The sequence below is a fragment of the Pseudomonas vanderleydeniana genome, from assembly GCF_014268755.2.
In the GTDB taxonomy this organism is placed as follows: Bacteria; Pseudomonadota; Gammaproteobacteria; order Pseudomonadales; family Pseudomonadaceae; genus Aquipseudomonas; species Aquipseudomonas vanderleydeniana.
Genome location: NZ_CP077093.1, coordinates 3,662,242 through 3,679,563 on the forward strand (window position 1 = coordinate 3,662,242; position 17,322 = coordinate 3,679,563).

The 17,322-nt window shown below is 63.5% G+C and carries 16 protein-coding genes; 4 read left to right on the forward strand and 12 right to left on the reverse strand.

Translation table 11 applies throughout. The features are described from left to right. Window positions 1-14: 14 nt before the first annotated feature. Entirely contained in the window at window positions 15-896 is an 882-nt protein-coding gene (locus HU752_RS16555; protein WP_186676312.1) for a TauD/TfdA dioxygenase family protein, read from the forward strand. A gap of 57 nt (window positions 897-953) precedes the next feature. Here the strand turns inward: HU752_RS16555 and HU752_RS16560 are convergent, their stop codons facing one another. The 5 genes from HU752_RS16560 to HU752_RS16580 all read right to left on the reverse strand — a co-directional run bounded on the left by HU752_RS16560 (window position 954) and on the right by HU752_RS16580 (window position 6,729). After that, window positions 954-1,658: a hypothetical protein gene (locus HU752_RS16560; protein WP_225920180.1), complete on the reverse strand. Its 705-nt coding sequence runs from the start codon at window positions 1,656-1,658 to the stop codon at window positions 954-956. Further along, the gene (locus HU752_RS16565) at window positions 1,627-2,673 is read right to left on the reverse strand and encodes a GSCFA domain-containing protein (RefSeq protein WP_186676304.1); all 1,047 of its coding nucleotides are present in this window, start codon (window positions 2,671-2,673) and stop codon (window positions 1,627-1,629) included. The genes HU752_RS16560 and HU752_RS16565 overlap by 32 nt, the downstream gene beginning before the upstream one ends. A 45-nt stretch (window positions 2,674-2,718) precedes the next feature. Then, window positions 2,719-3,966 carry an MFS transporter gene (locus HU752_RS16570; RefSeq protein ID WP_186676302.1) on the reverse strand — a complete coding sequence of 416 codons (1,248 nt, stop codon included), beginning with the start codon at window positions 3,964-3,966 and terminating at the stop codon, window positions 2,719-2,721. Between the two features lie 149 nt (window positions 3,967-4,115). After that, window positions 4,116-6,107: a peptidase U32 family protein gene (locus HU752_RS16575; RefSeq protein WP_186676300.1), complete on the reverse strand. Its 1,992-nt coding sequence runs from the start codon at window positions 6,105-6,107 to the stop codon at window positions 4,116-4,118. A gap of 241 nt (window positions 6,108-6,348) precedes the next feature. Continuing rightward, the gene (locus HU752_RS16580; RefSeq protein WP_186676299.1) at window positions 6,349-6,729 is read right to left on the reverse strand and encodes a RidA family protein; all 381 of its coding nucleotides are present in this window, start codon (window positions 6,727-6,729) and stop codon (window positions 6,349-6,351) included. A gap of 218 nt (window positions 6,730-6,947) precedes the next feature. Here HU752_RS16580 and HU752_RS16585 point away from each other — a divergent pair, with 218 nt between their 5' ends. The 3 genes from HU752_RS16585 (at window position 6,948) to HU752_RS16595 (ending at window position 10,616) form a co-directional block, all read left to right on the forward strand. Beyond that, complete coding sequence (locus HU752_RS16585; protein ID WP_186676296.1) at window positions 6,948-8,069, forward strand: HlyD family secretion protein; 1,122 nt, start codon at window positions 6,948-6,950, stop codon at window positions 8,067-8,069. Beyond that, window positions 8,066-9,631: a DHA2 family efflux MFS transporter permease subunit gene (locus tag HU752_RS16590; protein WP_186676294.1), complete on the forward strand. Its 1,566-nt coding sequence runs from the start codon at window positions 8,066-8,068 to the stop codon at window positions 9,629-9,631. Before HU752_RS16585 ends, HU752_RS16590 begins: the two co-directional genes overlap by 4 nt. A 67-nt stretch (window positions 9,632-9,698) precedes the next feature. Beyond that, window positions 9,699-10,616 (forward strand): hypothetical protein, encoded by a 918-nt coding sequence (locus HU752_RS16595; protein ID WP_186676277.1) that lies wholly within the window; start codon window positions 9,699-9,701, stop codon window positions 10,614-10,616. 49 nt (window positions 10,617-10,665) lie between these two features. Here the strand turns inward: HU752_RS16595 and HU752_RS16600 are convergent, their stop codons facing one another. The 7 genes from HU752_RS16600 to HU752_RS16630 all read right to left on the reverse strand — a co-directional run bounded on the left by HU752_RS16600 (window position 10,666) and on the right by HU752_RS16630 (window position 17,218). After that, window positions 10,666-11,907, reverse strand: a complete 1,242-nt coding sequence (locus tag HU752_RS16600; RefSeq protein WP_186676275.1) for a Zn-dependent hydrolase — start codon at window positions 11,905-11,907, stop codon at window positions 10,666-10,668. Continuing rightward, a complete protein-coding gene (locus HU752_RS16605) occupies window positions 11,904-12,395 on the reverse strand; it encodes an L-2-amino-thiazoline-4-carboxylic acid hydrolase (protein WP_186676273.1) in 492 nt (163 codons plus the stop codon). The genes HU752_RS16600 and HU752_RS16605 overlap by 4 nt, the downstream gene beginning before the upstream one ends. A 70-nt stretch (window positions 12,396-12,465) precedes the next feature. Continuing rightward, the gene (locus tag HU752_RS16610; protein ID WP_186676271.1) at window positions 12,466-13,617 is read right to left on the reverse strand and encodes a branched-chain amino acid ABC transporter substrate-binding protein; all 1,152 of its coding nucleotides are present in this window, start codon (window positions 13,615-13,617) and stop codon (window positions 12,466-12,468) included. A 77-nt stretch (window positions 13,618-13,694) separates the two neighbouring features. Continuing rightward, complete coding sequence (locus tag HU752_RS16615; protein WP_186676269.1) at window positions 13,695-14,411, reverse strand: ABC transporter ATP-binding protein; 717 nt, start codon at window positions 14,409-14,411, stop codon at window positions 13,695-13,697. Further along, on the reverse strand, window positions 14,404-15,177 hold the full coding sequence (locus HU752_RS16620; RefSeq protein WP_186676267.1) for an ABC transporter ATP-binding protein: 774 nt from the start codon (window positions 15,175-15,177) through the stop codon (window positions 14,404-14,406). Before HU752_RS16620 ends, HU752_RS16615 begins: the two co-directional genes overlap by 8 nt. Continuing rightward, window positions 15,177-16,271, reverse strand: coding sequence for a branched-chain amino acid ABC transporter permease (locus HU752_RS16625; protein WP_186676265.1), 1,095 nt, complete (start codon window positions 16,269-16,271; stop codon window positions 15,177-15,179). The genes HU752_RS16620 and HU752_RS16625 overlap by 1 nt, the downstream gene beginning before the upstream one ends. After that, window positions 16,268-17,218, reverse strand: a complete 951-nt coding sequence (locus HU752_RS16630) for a branched-chain amino acid ABC transporter permease (protein ID WP_186676263.1) — start codon at window positions 17,216-17,218, stop codon at window positions 16,268-16,270. The genes HU752_RS16625 and HU752_RS16630 overlap by 4 nt, the downstream gene beginning before the upstream one ends. Between the last annotated feature and the right edge of the window lie 104 nt (window positions 17,219-17,322).

The following is a 17,322-nucleotide window of genomic DNA, read 5'->3' on the forward strand; positions in this document are numbered from 1 at the left end:
AAAGGTGAGGGAACATGGATCAGTGGGCATTGAAAGCCGTCGAGAGGATCGCCGGCGAACGTCGGGCACCATACCAGCACATCACGGTCGATCGCCTGACACCGATCATCGGGGCACAGATCGGTGGCGTCGATCTATCCCAGGCGGTGTCGCAAGAGCAACTGGCGGAGATTCGCCGGGCTTTCCTGGAAAATCATGTGCTGGTGTTTCGCGACCAGCACCTGAGCGTCGAGCAGCACAAGGCCTTCGCCCGCCTGTTCGGTGAGCTGCGCGCCTTGCCGCTGGAAGATATCGATGGTGATGACGCGGAACTGGTGGTGATCCGCGCCACGGCCCAATCGCGTTTCGTGGCGGGAGAGGCCTGGCACACCGACGGCACAGCGGACCTGGCCCCTTCGATGGGGTCGATGCTGTACATCAAGGAGACCCCGGCCATCGGTACGGGTGGCGATACCCTGTTCGCCAACATGCACCTGGCGCTGGACATGCTGTCACCGACGATGCAGGGCTTTGTGCAGGGACTGACGGCAGTCCATGACGGGGCGATTCCGTGGAAGGGCTACCCGGCGCCAGAGGGATTGCCCAAAAGCGAACACCCGGTGGTGGTACGTCACCCGGAGACCGGGCGCAGGACGTTGTTCGTCAACTCGGGGTTCACCTCCCACATCGTCCAGCTTTCCGAAGGCGAGAGCCGGGCCTTGCTGAACCTGTTGTTCGATGTGGTGGCGCGCGAGCCGATCCTCTCCTGCCGGGTGCGCTGGGAGCCCAATACCCTGGTGTTCTGGGACAACCGCTGCACCCAGCATCATGCGGTCTGGGACTACTTCCCGCATTCGCGGTATGGCGAGCGGGTCACCCTCCTTGGCGAGCAACCACAGCCCTGGAGCGAGACCTGACCCTTTTGTTGGCTGCTGATCGCTCCCACGCTCTGCCTGGGAGTGATCAATGTGGTGTCAGGCAGAGCGCTGTTTTGGCAGTTGGTCGAGCAGCGCATCGACGACGAGATCGCCAAACGCCAGATTGCCATGCAGCGGGTCATCGATCTCGCAAAAACGCGGGTGCTGCCAGCCATCCTCGCCATTCGCCGCCTCACGCACGTCGACCCACTCGACCCCCAGCTCGCGAAGTCGTCGAATCAGCACGGTCTGCGCCGGGATGAACACCCGTGGATCGGAAAACTCCGGCACACGCTGGGGTGGCAGGACCACCAGCACCCTGACGCCCATCGCCAATACCCGCTCATGGAACGCCAGGGCATGCCGACTCATCTCTTCGATGATCGACTCGAACAATTGCCCGCCGAGAAACCCTGCATCGAACTCGCCGCGCTCATCCTGGTAGCACTGCCAGTTCGGCCGGCTGGCGAGAAAGTGCACGCTCATGCCCAAGGTACTGACCAGGGGCATCGACAGCTCGCCCAGTCGAGTGACACCGGCCCGTTCGAGCGCCTGACGATAGCGCTGGTCCATCTCCGGATCACGAAAGGCGACGTCAGCCGGCTGCGGCACAAAGAAGTCGACATTGAAATCACGACCCGCACCCAGCGGGCCGCCACTGACCGACAACCCGCGTGCCTGTGCCGCCTTGCCGATCGGCCCGGCATTGGAGTCGCCCAGCAGCAGGAAGCTAGGGCCTGGCGTAGTAGTCGAGTACGGCATCTTCACAAACAAGGTCCTCGCTGGGCAGGTGGACGATCGGCTGTTCAGGGGCCACGACAGTCTCCGGCTTGCCCTCCAGGGCCGTAAAGAACTGACGCATGACGAAGGCCACGCCCTCGGTCGTGACCTCGCGCTGGTTGGCCTGGTAAAAGGCAGCCTTGAACGGTGTTCCGGTGATGATCTCGTAGGAGGGGAAATAGTCGATTTCGCGCTGCTCCTCGCAAAGTTGACCGGCCACAGCACGCAATACCGACTTGGAGTAGGTGGTAGCCGTCAACACATGCTGGCCTGTCGCCGTAGCGGTCAACGGCACCGGTGATACCGTGAGCAATACCCGGATCCGCGGATTCACCGAGCGCAACAGCTCGACGGCCATGCTCATTTCGCGGTGGCTGTCGACAAAGCCGAAGTTGCGCAGGGCATGGGCATCCGGGTCGAACGTCCCCTGCAGAGTGCCCGGGCAGACCGGATAGACCAGGCCCGTGCGTCGGTTGACCCAGGCCTCGGTCAACCCCAGCGTGAAGACGAAGACCCTGGCCCGAACCAGTGCGGCCTTCATCGCCTGCCGTGTGACCTGACGGGCCTCCAGCAGTGCCTGCCGGCTTGGATAACCATCAGGCTCGACCATCGGGCGCATGGGGTCGAAGTAGCGTCCATCACGGCTCCAGACCTCTTCGGGCATATCCTGCCGACCCAGGCACCATTCCAGCCACTGGCGCAGCATCGCCGGGGTGTAGAGATTGCCGGTACGAAAGGAGAACACTCCATAGTGCCGCGCCTTGCACTCGGCCTCCGACAGCCCGATTGGCGCCGGTTCGCTGTCGATCCAGTTCATGCCGCGCTCCACCAGGGCCCGCCCGATATGCTGGGCGAAACAGGAGCCGGCCGTCACGATGGCATCGTCACGCTCGATATCGAATTGTGGCTGCCACAATTCGCTCATGCCCTGGACCGTCTGTTGGGCCACGGCGCTGCGCCAGAACGAGCGCGGTGACAGAAATTGGTATGGATTCATCCCTGGATCACTCCGGATTGGACCTGGCAAGGGGAAAGGGCGCCGTCATGTACTGGGTTCCAGTGCGCTGTCCGGTTGACCACCCTCCAATGCCCGATAACCGAGCAGGCCGATGGGCAGACAGGCCAGCGCGAGGGCCGCGAACAGCACCACCCCGCCGAAGTGGCTGATCACCAGTGCCCCAAGCAAGGGTGCCAGTGCCGAGCCGAGTCCGGCCAGCATGGAAATACCGATGAAGCTGCCACGCATGCCCGGCGGTGCAAGGCGGTCGATCAGGGTGGCGAACAGCGGCATGACGATGATCTCGGCCAGCGTCGCGAAACCGATCGCCAGTATCCAGCCGTACCACAGCGCCCCGGTGTTCAGCGCGATGATCGCGTGGCCGACCATCAGGCAGGCGAGGGCAAGGACGTAGGCGCGCTTGTCGGCAAGGTTCATCAGCCAGCCCATCAGGCACAGGTGAAACACCAGCACCACCGACGCGTTGGTGACGCTCAGGGTGGCGATCACGCCGTTGATGTTCTCGACCTTGAGGGCCAGCAGGTAGAACGTCAGCGATTCGTCGACCTGGGCATAGACCAGCACCAGGAAGAAGTTGGCGACGACGATGGTCAGGAACAACCGGCTGCCGAGGATCGCCCGCAACACCTGTGGCAATGGCGGTGAGGCGACTTCCAGCCCGGACAGGTGCGCAGCCTGCAACCTGAAGCGTGCCGCTGCGATGATGGTCAGGGCCAGCAGACCATAGGCGCAAGCCGCGATGGGAAACACCGCGTCGCTCTCACGATTGGCGAACCACATCCCCATCAGCGGCCCGGTGGCCGCCGCGCAATTGACCACGTAATAGCGGATATGGAAAAGAAAGGTGCGCTCATCGTCGCTGGCAACGGTATCGCTGAGCAGCACCCGCAGCAGCGGCTCGAGAATGCTGTGGGCCACGGCCATGCCAATGATTGCGGCGAAATAGCTGGTTTGCCCGGGAGCCAGCCCCATCAACAGGAAGCAGCCAGCCCCCAGGGCACAGCCAAAACCCATCAGGTTGCGGGAGTTGAAGGTATCGCCAAGAAAACCGCTGAGCGGCGAGAGGGCAATGCTGATCAGCGCGCCCAGGGCCAGTTGTGCACCGATATCGGTGATGGGCGTACCGAAGCGCCTGTTCATCGCCACGACGATGAACGGCCAGACCATGAACGAGGCAATACGCGAAAGGCCGATGCCCAAGAGCAGCCAGCGGGTTGCAGCGGGCAGGGCCCGCAAGGCCTTCCATGGGGCGGATTGGTGGCGCAGATCCATCTGGCTCGTCTCGACAGTTGAACAATGCCCCGCCCGAAGGCGGGGCGCTGCTCATTGAAGAGTGCCATGCGCCGATATGCAAGCCTTGCCTGGCATGTCGGCGACTTTATGTACGTAGGTGACGAAAACGGCCCAGAAGGCCCTTCACATCAATGGGGCGCGCGTGGAATGGTCTTGAGCAGGTCAGCCGGGCTGATATGGCCGACCACGGCGCTGCCTGGTTGCGGCAGGTCGAGGATATGGCCCTTGATCTTGCCGATCACATGCATTTCACAAGGCTTGCAGTCGAACTTCAGGGTCAGTACTTCGTCCCCCTGAATCAGTTGCATCGGCGCCACCTTGGTCCGTACGCCTGTCACGCCCTTGGCCTGTTTTGGACACAGGTTGAAGGAGAACCGCAGGCAGTGCTTGGTGATCATCACCGGCACTTCACCGGTTTCCTCGTGGGCCTCGAACGCCGCATCGATCAACTTCACCCCGTGACGGTGGTAGAAGTCGCGGGCCTTCTGGTTGTAGACGTTGGCCAGGAACGACAGGTGCGATTCCGGGTAGACCGGCGGCGGGCTGGTCTCGGCCTTGCGGCCGCCGCGTGGATGCGCGGCGACGCGCGCTTCGGTCAGCGCCTCGATCACTTCACGGCGCAGGCTCTTGAGTTGCGAGTTGGGGATGAAGTAGGCCTGCGGCGCATCGAGTTCGATGGCCGTGGCGTGGTACTGGGTGGTCCCCAGCTGGCCAAGCAGGTCGCGCAGTTGCTCCAGCGCCTGCTCCGGCTTGTTGGCCAGGCCGAACGGACCGTCCAGGGCGACGCTGGCGCTGACGCCTTCCTCGCTGGTCGCGGTCAGTTCCAGGCGCTCCTCGCGCAGGCGCGCCGTCCAGTTGACGCCGATACGCCGCTCGGCGGAAGTCTTGAGCAGTGCCTGTTGCCAGTTGTGGTCCAGGTTGCGGTTCAGCGGATGGTTCGGGCGCAGGCGATGCATACCCTCCGGCATCTCGTTGGGCTCGACGCGATAGCGGTAGCGTTTTTCGCCCTCTTCCTCGAACTCGCCACGGGGTTCGGCGACGTTGGCGCGGAAACCGACCACTTCACGCTTGATCAGCACGTTGAGGCCATCACCGTTGGACAACGGCTCGGTGGTCACCACTTGCAGATCGCGCTTGCCGGCTTTCTCCACCACACCTACCGGCAGGCCGGTGAAGGTCGGTGTGTCGAAGGCGCCAATGTCGATCTTGCGATCGCTGACGAAGTAGTCGGTGCTGCCACGGTGGAAGGTCTTTTCCGGATCCGGCACGAAGAAGTGCGCGGTACGACCGCTGGAAGCGCGAGCCAGGTCCGGCCGGCCTTCAAGAATGTCGTCCAGGCGCTGGCGGTAGTAGGCGGTGATGTTCTTCACATACCCCATGTCCTTGTAGCGGCCCTCGATCTTGAACGAGCGTACGCCGGCTTCGACCAGGGCGCGCAGGTTGGCGCTCTGGTTGTTGTCTTTCATCGACAGCAGGTGTTTTTCGAAGGCGACCACACGACCCTGGTCATCCTTGAGCGTGTAGGGCAGGCGGCAGGCCTGGGAGCAGTCGCCACGGTTGGCGCTGCGACCGTTTTGCGCGTGGGAGATGTTGCACTGGCCGGAGAAGGCCACGCACAGCGCACCGTGGATGAAAAACTCGATCGCCGCGTCGGTTTCGTCGGCGATGGCACGGATTTCCTTGAGGTTCAGCTCGCGGGCCAGCACCAACTGGGAGAAGCCGGCCTGGTCGAGGAACTTCGCCCGCTCCAGGGTACGGATGTCGGTCTGGGTACTGGCGTGCAGCTCGATCGGCGGGATATCCAGCTCCATCACCCCCAGGTCCTGGACGATCAGTGCGTCGACGCCGGCATCGTAGAGTTCGTGGATCAGCTTGCGGGCCGGCTCCAGCTCATTGTCGTGCAGGATGGTGTTGATCGTCGTGAAGACCCGCGCGTGGTAGCGACGGGCAAACTCCACCAACTGGGCGATATCGCTCACTTCGTTGCAGGCATTGTGGCGGGCGCCGAAGCTCGGGCCACCGATATACACGGCATCGGCCCCGTGCAGGATGGCTTCGCGGGCGATGGCCACGTCGCGGGCGGGGCTGAGCAATTCCAGGTGATGCTTGGGTAGGGACATGTTTTTCTAGTCAGGCTGCACGGTCAAGGCGTGCATTGTACCGGCGAAACGCTCGGTCGGCACCCGTTGCCGCCCGGTGGAGACCGCGCTTACCGAGGCAGATGCCCAGTGGGAGCCGGATTTATCCGCGACAGGGCCTTTGGGATCGCTGCAAACCTGACCGCGATCAGGCCGTTTGCCGGTCCGGCTGCCACTGGTTTCAGGCTTCACGGTGACAGGTGTGAAGCCTCCTGAAGGGCCCTCAGGCCTTGGCCGCCATCGCGGTGACTTCCACTTTCATGCCCTCGACGCCCAGTGCCGCCACACCAATGGCGGCACGCACCGGCCAGGGCTTGGCGAAGAAGCGCTTGTAGACCTCGTTGAACGCGGGCCGATCAGCGATATCGGTCAGGTAGATGGTCAGGTGCATCACCCGGTCCAGGGAGCTGCCGGCTTTTTCCAGCGCCACCTTGAGCGCCTGCAGCGTGCACTCGCTCTGCAGGGTGATATCGCCCAGTTCCAGGCTGCCGTCGGCACGGGTCGGGATCTGGGTGGAGACCAGCAGGCCGCCGAAACCGGCGACATCCGAGGAAATCGAGTCCGCGTCGGGATCAGGCAGGAAGGTCAGGTCTTGATTTGCCATGGGGTTCTCTTGTGTCCGGGGTTATGCAGGGAAGGGCGCACGCAGGGCCCGCCCGTTGATCGTCAGCCCGGCAGTATAAGCGCGGTGCGGGGGCACGGGTACCGCATTGCTCCGACAAGCGGATTCTTCAGCCCGGAAATAGTGACTTGCATGATAGAAGTAGCCATGAAATATTATGAATATAATTTTTTGTTGCCAGTGATAGAGGTCAGTTTGCCATGGGCACTCAAGTCCACATCGCCCCCGAAAGTAAAACAGCCGCCGCTCCCGCACGGCGCAAGCAAGTGCTGCGCCTGGCGGTGGCGGCAGCCGTGATCGCGGGCGCCCTGGCCTATGGCAGCCACTGGTGGCAGACCGGACGCTTCGTCGAGGACACCGAGGATGCCTATGTCGGCGCCGAAGTGACGGTCATCAGCGCCAAGGTGCCGGGCTACATCACCGAGGTCGCGGTCAGCGACAACCAGTTCGTCCGGGCCGGTGACCTGCTGGCTCGCATCGATGTCCGCGATTACCGTACGGCCCTGGCCAAGGCCGAGGGCGCCGTGGCCGCCCAGCGGGCCAGCCTGGCCAACCTGGATGCCACCGAACAGTTGCAACAGGCGCTGATCAGCCAGGCCCGTTCGCAGATCGATGCCAGCGAGGCGGAAGCGCATCGGGCCCACGATGACCATGCGCGCTACCAGACGCTGGTTCGCAGCCTGGCCGTTTCGGTCGAAAGCGCCCAGCGCGCCGATGCCACCTGGAAGACCGCCCAGGCCGAACGGGCGCGAGCCGAAGCCGGGTTGCTCGCGGCCCAGCGCCAACTGGCCGTGATCAACACCCAGCGCCAACAGGCCCAGGCCATGCTGGAACAGGCACAGGCTGAGCGTGACCAGGCGCAATTGAACCTCGGTTACACCGAACTGCGTGCCCCGGTAGACGGCTATGTCGGCAACCGTCGGGCCAAGGTTGGCGCCTATGCCGCGGCCGGCAGCCAGCTGGTCGCCGTGGTACCGGCCCACGGCCTGTGGGTGGACGCCAACTTCAAGGAAGACCAACTGGCCCGGATGCAGGTCGGTCAGGCGGTCAGCATCAAGGCCGATATCCTCCCGGGTCGTGAATTCCGTGGGCATATCGAAAGCCTGGCACCGGCTACCGGCGCCCAGTTCAGTGTGCTGCCGCCGGAAAATGCCACCGGAAACTTCACCAAGATCGTCCAGCGTGTTCCGGTACGGATTCGCCTGGACGGCAACGATGCGGACTTTGGGGCGCTACGTCCCGGCCTGTCGGTCCTGACCGAGGTGAACACCCGCGAACAACCGGTCGCTGAGCCGACAGTTGCCCAGGCCAGCCAGCCATGAGCGGCGAACTGCCGACATTGAGTACCCGGCAGAAGGTCGCCGCCTTTGCCTGCATGTGCCTGGGCATGTTCATCGCCCTGATCGACATCCAGATCGTCTCGGCGTCGCTGCGCGACATCGGCGGTGGCCTGTCGGCCGGTGCCGACGACACTGCCTGGGTGCAGACGGCCTACCTGATTGCGGAAATCATCGTGATTCCGCTTTCCGGCTGGCTGTCGCGGGTGATGAGCACCCGCTGGTTGTTCGCCGCGTCCGCCGCCGGCTTCACCCTGACCAGCCTGCTGTGCGCCGTGGCCTGGAACATCCAGAGCATGATCGCCTTTCGGGCCCTGCAGGGTTTTCTCGGTGGGTCGATGATTCCACTGGTGTTCACCACGGCCTTCATCTACTTCAACGGCAAGCAGCGGATCATCGCGGCCTCGACCATCGGCGCCATCGCTTCGCTTGCCCCCACGCTCGGCCCCGCGGTGGGTGGCTGGATCACCGACATTTCCTCCTGGCACTGGCTGTTCTACATCAACCTGCTGCCCGGCCTGTTCGTGACCCTCAGCGTGCCGATGCTGGTCAGGGTCGACCAGCCGAACCTGGCGCTGCTCAAGGGCGCCGACTACCTCGGCATCGTACTGATGGCGGTGTTTCTTGGCTGCCTGGAATACACCCTCGAGGAAGGGCCGCGCTGGAACTGGTTCAGTGACCGCACCATCACCCTGACCGCCTGGGTGGCGTTGGCCAGCGGGGTGCTGTTCGTCTGGCGTTGCCTGGAAATCGCCGAGCCGATCGTCGACCTGCGCGCCCTGGGTGATCGCAACTTTGCCCTGGGCTGCCTGTTTTCCTTCATCACCGGCATCGGCATCTTCGCCACCATCTACCTGACACCGCTGTTCCTGGGCCGGGTACGGGGTTATGGCGCGCTGGATATCGGCATCGCGGTGTTTTCCACGGGTATCTTCCAGTTGCTGGCAATTCCGGTGTACGCATTCCTCGCCAGCCGTATCGATTTGCGCTGGGTGCTGATGCTCGGCCTGGCATTGTTCGGCCTGTCGATGTGGAACTTCGCGCCGATCACCCATGACTGGGGTGGCAAGGAGTTGCTGTTGCCCCAGGCGATACGCGGCTTTGCCCAGCAACTGACCGTGGCGCCGACGGTGACGCTGACGCTCGGTTCGCTGGCGCCAGCCCGGCTCAAGCTGGCCTCGGGACTGTTCAACCTGATGCGTAACCTGGGCGGGGCGATCGGTATCGCCGCCTGTGCCACGGTGCTCAACGACCGCAGCAACCTGCATTTCCTGCGCCTGGCCGAGCATTTGAACATCCGCAATGAAGAGATGAACCTGTGGCTGGAGCAATTGAGCAACAACGCCCAGGCGCTTGGCCAGAGCAGCCTGGATGCCGGCCAGATCGCGCTTCGCCAGCTCTGGTCGCTGACCTGGCGTGAGGCCCAGACGCTGACCTACGCCGACGCGTTCCTGGTGATCATGGCCTGCTTCATCCTCGCGACGGCGCTGGTGCCGCTGATGCGCAAGGTTCAGCCGCCGCAGCAGCCATCGGCGGATGCGCATTGATAGGAAGTGTAGCGACTGCTAGCTTGTTGTAATTGCTGCCCAGACAACAAGGGAAGAGGCTGTGAGCATGGAAGCATCGAACACCGGATACGCAGGAGCATGTTCATGCCTCGCGACACTAGCCCTCATGACCCTGCTACAGGGCTGTGCCTCCCAGGTGCCCTTCAATGCGCTGCCGCAATCCGAAGCGGTTGTCGAGCATACGGACTTCAGGGCCGATCTTGTTGGTACGCTACGCCCGCCGCTGACTCCCTACTATGCCGTCGACGGGCATTACTCCACAGCAGGTTACGTAGCGCAGTTGGCCGGCTATTCCAGTGAAAAGGTTCATGAGTTCTCGTGCTATTCACAGACCCCGGACCAGGAGGCTGTTCACTATTCGGCACCCTATGTGGCGGTTTGGGGGATATTCAATTGGCCCTTTCGGCATGAAATCGTCAATGGCCTGCATTCGCTGCACGGCGGCGATGCCCGGGCCGTGGCGCTTCGCAGAGGCAAGTTGAAGCGACTGATCGAAACCTCCCTCAGTCAAGGGCGCCCCGAGTGGGAGACCGGTTTTCTCATTCATGCCTTGGGGGACAGTTATGCCCACGTCCATGGGACTGCCGATGGCGAGCGTGCTTATGGCGAGTTTGCCGGGCATGCCCTGGCCAACCTGCCCTGGGGGGAGCGGCCGGACTCGATCTTTGTCGATCACCATTATGTGAATTACCTGGAGTACGTGAATGTTCTCTTCGAGGTTTTCACCAACGCCAACAAGACGCCTGGTGATACCGAGTCACTCAGGCGCTTCCGCGAAGAGATTACGGCCGAGGCTGCCAAGGGCAATGATGCCCGGAAGAAAGTCAGTTTCTTCATGAACGGCACGGTATTTTCCGACATGGGTGGTGGCAGTCTCAGGCAGTGCGCGACCTTGAACGAGAAGTTGGACAGCAAGGAGGTCAGGGCATTCCTGGATCGACTTTCTCGGGATCTGGAGGGGTAGGATATGGCCGCCCGGCATCACTGCCGGACGACTCCCTGCTCATCGACAATCAGGCAGAGACTCCTGCCTTGTCCAGCATCGCCAACAACAGCACATTGGTTCCCGCTTGCGCCCAGTGGGGATGGATGTGCTCGGCCTCGTTGTGGCTCAGGCCGTCGACACAAGGCACGAAGATCATCGAGGTCGGGGCGACCTGGTTGAGGTAGCAGGCGTCATGCCCGGCTCCGGAAACCATGTCCTTGTGGCTGTAGCCCAACTGTTCGGTGGCGCGCCTGACGCTATCGATACAACCGGCATCGAAGTTGATCGGCGCGTAGTCGAAAATCTGTTCGACCTTCCAGCGCAATCCCATGCCTTCGGCGATACGTTGAACCAACTGCCGGAAGTCTCGATCCAGCTCAACCAGTGCCTCTTCACGCGGATGGCGGAATTCGACGCTGAAGAACACCCGTCCCGGTACCACGTTGCGCGAGTTGGGAAAGACCTTGACCAGGCCGATGGTTGCGCGACCTTCATTCCCCTGGGCCAGGCCAAGGGCATTGACGGCCTCGGCGACCCGGGCCAGGCCCAGGAACGCATCCAGGCGCAGGTCCATTGGTGTGGTGCCGGCATGGGCGCTGCGGCCGATCAGTTCGACCTCATACCAGCGCTGGCCCTGGGCACCGGTAACGACGCCGATGGTGAGGTCTTCGGCTTCGAGAATCGGCCCCTGTTCGATGTGCAGTTCGAACGCGGCATGGATATCACGGCCGCCCATGGGCTCGGTGCCGGCGTAGCCGATGGTTTGCAGCGCCTGGCCGATGCTGATGCCCTCGGCGTCGGTCCGCGACAGGCCGTAGTCAAGATCGAACACGCCGGCGTAGACGCCGGAAGCAATCATTGCCGGGGCGAAGCGCGAGCCTTCCTCGTTGGTCCAGTTGATCACTTCGATCGGACGTTCGGTCTCGATGCCCAGGTCGTTCAGCGTGCGGATCACTTCAAGCCCGGCCAGGACCCCGTAGATGCCGTCGAACTTGCCCCCGGCAGGCTGCGAGTCGCCATGGGAACCGGTGATCACCGGCGCCAGGCTGTCGTCACGGCCGGCACGGCGGGCGAAGATGTTGCCCATGGCATCGACACGAATGCTGCAGCCGGCATCGCGTGCCCATTGCACGAACAGGTCGCGGCCGCGGCGGTCTTCCTCGGTCAGCGCCAGGCGTGAAACCCCGCCGTTTTCAGTGGCGCCGATACGTGCCATCTCCATCAGCGAATCCCACAGGCGCTCACCATTGATACCCAGCGCCTGGCTCATGCATCACCTTCCTGCGGCTTGACCTGGTAGCGGAAGTCGCAATGGGAGGCGCCGCCCATGATGGTCTGGGTGCGTTTGAGCTCGACCCGCGGGTCATAGCCGACGATGAACAGCTCGTCGCGGTTGCACGACAACAGGTGGCCGATCTCGCCCAGGCCCATCTCATGGTACATCTCGGCGTAGCGGCAGCGGTGTACGTCGTAGTCGAAGTGAGTGGCATCGGTGGCGATCACGTCGACCTTCAGTGCGTCATCCTTCTCCCACAGTTCCTGCAGGTCGATGAAACCCTGCAGGTCCGGGCCGTTGGGCTCGCGAGCGGCGAATTGCCGACCGGCTTCGATCGCCGCCTGGGACACGGCCTCGCCGATGACTGCGGCGGCCTTGTCCTTGCCGTAGTCGCGCACCAGGATTTCGTAGATGGGTTTGATGATTTCGGCTTCGATGCGCCGCCGGGCGAGGATGCCCAGTTCTCCGTCATGTTGACTCATAATGTGTGCCTCCATCAGCTCCACGGACCGTCCGGGCGGTGGCAGTCGCGCTTCGCCACCGCCGGCCGGGTTATTGTTTGCCGCCGGCTACGCTGACCGGCTGCCAGGTATTGGCCTTGACCTGGTAAACGGTAAAGGTCGGGTTCTTCAGGTTGCCTTCGGCATCGAAGGCGATCGGGCCGGTGACGCCCTGGTACTGGCTGGCCCTGAGCACCGGCAGGTACTTGGCCGGATCGGTGGAGTCCGCCTGCTCGATCGCCGCGATCAGCACGCCAACGCCGTCGTAGGCAAAGGGGGCATGCAGCTCGATAGGGGTCTTGTAGCGCTGCTTGTAGGTCTGCTCGAACGCCTTGCCGCCCGGCATCTGCGCCACGGCCAGGCCCGGCTCCAGGGCAATCACGCCTTCACCTTCCTTCTGTGCCAGTTCCAGGAAGGTCTGGCTGACGAAGCCACCGGCTCCCATCAGCGTAGCCTTGATCCCCAATTGCTTGATGCGCCGGGCAAGCGGCGCGGCTTGGGCATCCACGCCACCGAAGAAGATCAGGTCGGGATTCTTGCTGCGCACGGTGGTCAGCACCGGGCTGAAATCCACGGTCTTGTCGTCGATGTATTCGCGCGACACGACACTGCCGCCGCTGGCTTCGATGGACTTGACGAACTGGTCCGCCAGGCCCTGGCCGAAAGCCGTGCGGTCATCGATCACGGCAATGCGCTTGGCCTTCAGCGTTTCCAACGCATAGCGGCCGGCAACCTGGCCGCCGTCATCGTCATGGCCCATGACCCGGAAGCTGGTGTCGAAGCCCTGTTGCGTATAGGCGTGCCCGGTAGCCACCGGTGCCACCTGGGCGATGCCGGCGTCGTGGTAGACCCGGGCCGCCGGGATGCTGGTGCCGGTGTTCCAGTGGCCGACCACACCGACCACGCCCGCATCGACCAGACGCTGGGCGACGGTCACGGCGGTGCGTGGGTCGGACTGGTCGTCCTCCGAGACCAGTTTGTAGGTCACGGCTTCGCCATGGATCTTCGGATGACGGGCGTTGGCCGCGTCGATAGCCAGTTGCGCGCCGTTTTCCAGGTCCTTGCCGATCCGGGCAGAAGGGCCGGTGAGCGGGCCGGCCAAGCCAATGAGAACCTGTTGGTCGGCCTGGGCGACGGCGGCGGCCAGGCTGCTGATGGCGATACCGAGCAGGCCGGCGCGCTTGATGAGGGCAGTGATATGCATGGGTGAGTCCTGTTACAGAGTGCGACCTGAAAGGTCGCCGGTTTAATTGGCTCCGGAGGCCCGGTGGCGGTTCGGGTTCATTCGCCGAGATAGGCGGCGCGCACGTGCGGATCGTCCCGTAGGTCGGCCGAGGGGCCTTCCAGGCTGATCCGACCGCTGTCCATCACGTAGGCACGCTGGCAGACCTGCAGGGCGAGGCGTGCGTTCTGCTCGACCAGCAGCAGGGTCATGCCGCTGTCGCAGACCTGGTCGATCACGTCGAAAATCTTCTCCACCATGATCGGTGCCAGGCCCATCGAGGGCTCGTCCAGCACCAGCAGGCGAGGGCGCGACATCAGTGCGCGAGCCAGGGCCAGCATCTGCTGCTCACCACCCGACAGCAGACCGGCCGGTTGCCGTGCACGCCGCTTCAAATGCGGGAACAGCTCCAGCCAGTGCTCGATCTCCTGTTCTACCTGATCATGATCGGAGCGGCAGAAGGCACCGGCGTGCAGGTTCTCCACCACGCTCATGCGGGCAAAGACACCGCGGCCCTCCGGGACCATGGCGATGCCCTCGCGGAGCAGTTCATGGGCCGCACGGCCAGCGATCGACCGACCGGCGAAGTGGATCTCGCCGGCGCTGGCCGGCAGCAGACCGGTCAACGCCTTGAGGGTCGAGGTCTTGCCGGCACCATTGGCGCCGATCAGCGTGACGCGCTCTCCCGGATTGATATGCAGGTCCAGCGACTTGACCGCGGCAATGGCGCCGTAGTGCACGTTCAGACCCCGAATCTGCAAGAGGGCTTCAGGCATGGGCGCTGGCTCCGAGATAGGCCTGGATCACCGCCGGGTCACGACGGACCGTTTCGGCGCTGCCACGGGCAATCACCTGCCCGTGGTCGAGTACCGTCAACTGGTCGCAGATGCCCATGACCAGCTTGACGTCGTGTTCGATCAGCAGCACGGTGCGGTGATCGCCGCGGATCTTCTCCAGCAGCTCGCGCAGTTGCTGTTTCTCGCTGAGGTTCATGCCGGCTGCCGGTTCGTCGAGGGCCAGCAGACGGGGTTCGGTGGCCAATGCCCGGGCGATCTCCAGGCGGCGTTGATGCCCATAAGACAGGCTGTCGGCGCGGTAGTCGGCGAACGGGCCGATGCCGACGTAGTCGAGCAGATGCATGGCCCGCTCACGGGTCTGCCGTTCCTCCTCGCGTCCACGACGGTGTCCCGTCAAGGCGGCCCAGACACCATTGCGGGTACGGATGTGTCGTCCGACCATGACGTTCTCCAGCGCGGTCATCGCCTTGAACAGGCGGATGTTCTGGAACGTACGGGCAATGCCGGCCTGCGCCACCTTATGGACCGACGAGGGCCGGTAGCCCTGGCCGTCGAGGCGAAACTGCCCTGAATCGGCACGGTACAAGCCTGTCATGACGTTGAACAAGGTGGTCTTGCCGGCACCGTTGGGGCCGATCAGGCCGTGAATGTGGCCGATTTCGATGCTCAGGCTGACATCGCAAAGGGCTGCCACGCCGCCAAAGTGTTTGTGGACGCCGGTGATCTCCAGCAGGGCCGTGCTCATCACGCACCTCCATTGCGAGCGGGCCATAGGCCGGTGGGTCGATAGAGCATGGCGAGGATCAATGCCAGCCCGTAGAACAGTTGGCGAATGACCTCCGGATCCAGCAGCACCTGGCCGAACAGCGCCTGTTGCAGGCTGCCGGTACTGGCACGTAGCACTTCCGGGAGTGCGGCCAGCAGCACGCAGCCGAGAATGACCCCGGGAATGTGACCCATGCCGCCCAGCACCACCATGGCCAGCACGGCAATCGACTCATTGAGGCTGAAGGACTCCGGGGAGACGAATCCCTGGAACGAGGCGAACAGTGCACCGCTGACACCGCCGAATGCCGCACCGATGGCAAAGGCCAGCAGCTTCAGGTTGCGGGTATTCAGGCCCATGGCCTCGGCGGCCTGCTCATCCTCGCGGATCGCCACCCAGGCCCGGCCGATGCGCGAGCGCTGCAGGCGAATGCAGATGAACAGGATGGCCACCATCATCGCCGCGAACAGGTAGTAATACAGGTACACCGACGGCAGGCGCAGGCCGAACAGTTCCTGGGGGCGGGCGAAGTTCACGCCCCACAGGTGCAGCGGGTCGACCGAGGAAATGCCCTTGGGGCCATTGGTCAGGTTGATCGGCCGGTCGAGGTTGCGCATGAAGATGCGGATGATCTCGCCAAAGCCCAGGGTGACGATCGCCAGGTAGTCACCGCGCAGGCGCAAGGTCGGTGCGCCGAGCAGGATGCCCAGGCCTGCGGCCAGCAACGCCGCCAATGACAGGATCACCCACAGTGGCGCATGCATCCCGCCAGGCAGTGCGGCGGCCAGGGCCGGAAACTGGCTGAGCAGGTGCGGTGACGAGAGCAGGGCAGCCAAGTAGGCGCCCACCGCATAGAAGGCGATGAAGCCCATGTCCAGCAGCCCGGCATAACCGACCACGATGTTCAGGCCCAGGGCCAGCATGATGTACAGCAGCGCAAAGTCCAGGGTGCGTACCCAGGCATTGCCGCCGGCCTGGCCGACCAGCCAGGGCGCCAGCAGCAGGGCACCTGCGAACAGCAGGAGGCCGAGTTTCGCTCGCGGGGCGGTGTTGTGGAGAATGGATTCAGTCATGCGCGGCTCGCCAGTCGTTCGCCCAGAAGGCCGGTTGGGCGCAGCACCAGCACGGCAATCAGCACCATGAAGGCGAACACATCCTGATAGTTGCTACCGAACACACCGCCGGTGGCGTCACCGAGATAACCGGTGCCCAGCGATTCGATAAGGCCCAGCAGGATGCCGCCGAGCATCGCGCCCTTGAGGTTGCCGATCCCACCCAGCACAGCCGCGGTGAATGCCTTGATCCCGGGCAGGAAGCCCATGTAGAAGTGTGCGCTGCCGTAGTTGCTCGCCATCATGATGCCGGCCAGGGCCGCCAGGGCGCCGCCAATGGCGAACGTCAGCACGATGACCTGGTTCGGATTGATCCCCATCAGGCTGGCGACCTGCGGATTTTCCGCCACGGCGCGCATGGCACGGCCCAGGCGGGTGTGGTTGACCAGCAGAAGCAATACCACCATCAGGCCCAGGGCGATGCCGATCGTGGCAAGCGCCGTGATGTTGGTCATGGCAGGTGGATGCAGCTCATCACCGGCAGTGACTTCGATCGGATCCAGCGGCAGCAGTTGCACGAACATCTGCGGGTTGCGCGACCACACCAGCATGGCCACGGTCTGCAGCAGCAGGGAAACGCCGATGCCGCTGATCAACGGCGCCAGGCGTGGAGCGTTACGCAGGCGTCGGTAGGCGACACGCTCGATCAACACCGCCAGCATGGCGCAAGCCGCCATGGCTCCGAGTGTCGCCAGCAGCAGAACCAGCAGACCCGGCAACGAGGGAAACAGCGATTGCAGCAGGCGGATGATCGACAGGCCAATCAGTGCGCCCATCATCAACAGGTCGCCGTGGGCGAAGTTGATGATGCGCAGTATCCCATAGACCATGGTGTAGCCCAGCGCGACCAGGGCATACAGGCTGCCGAGCATCAAACCGTTGAGCAGTTGTTGTATCAGGGTATCCATTGCTGCGAAAAAGCCTCTTGCGCTAGAGCGACCGCAAACGCACAAGGCCCGGGTCGGGAAAGAGGCGCACAGTAATGTTGCATTCTGTTTTTATCAAATATCTG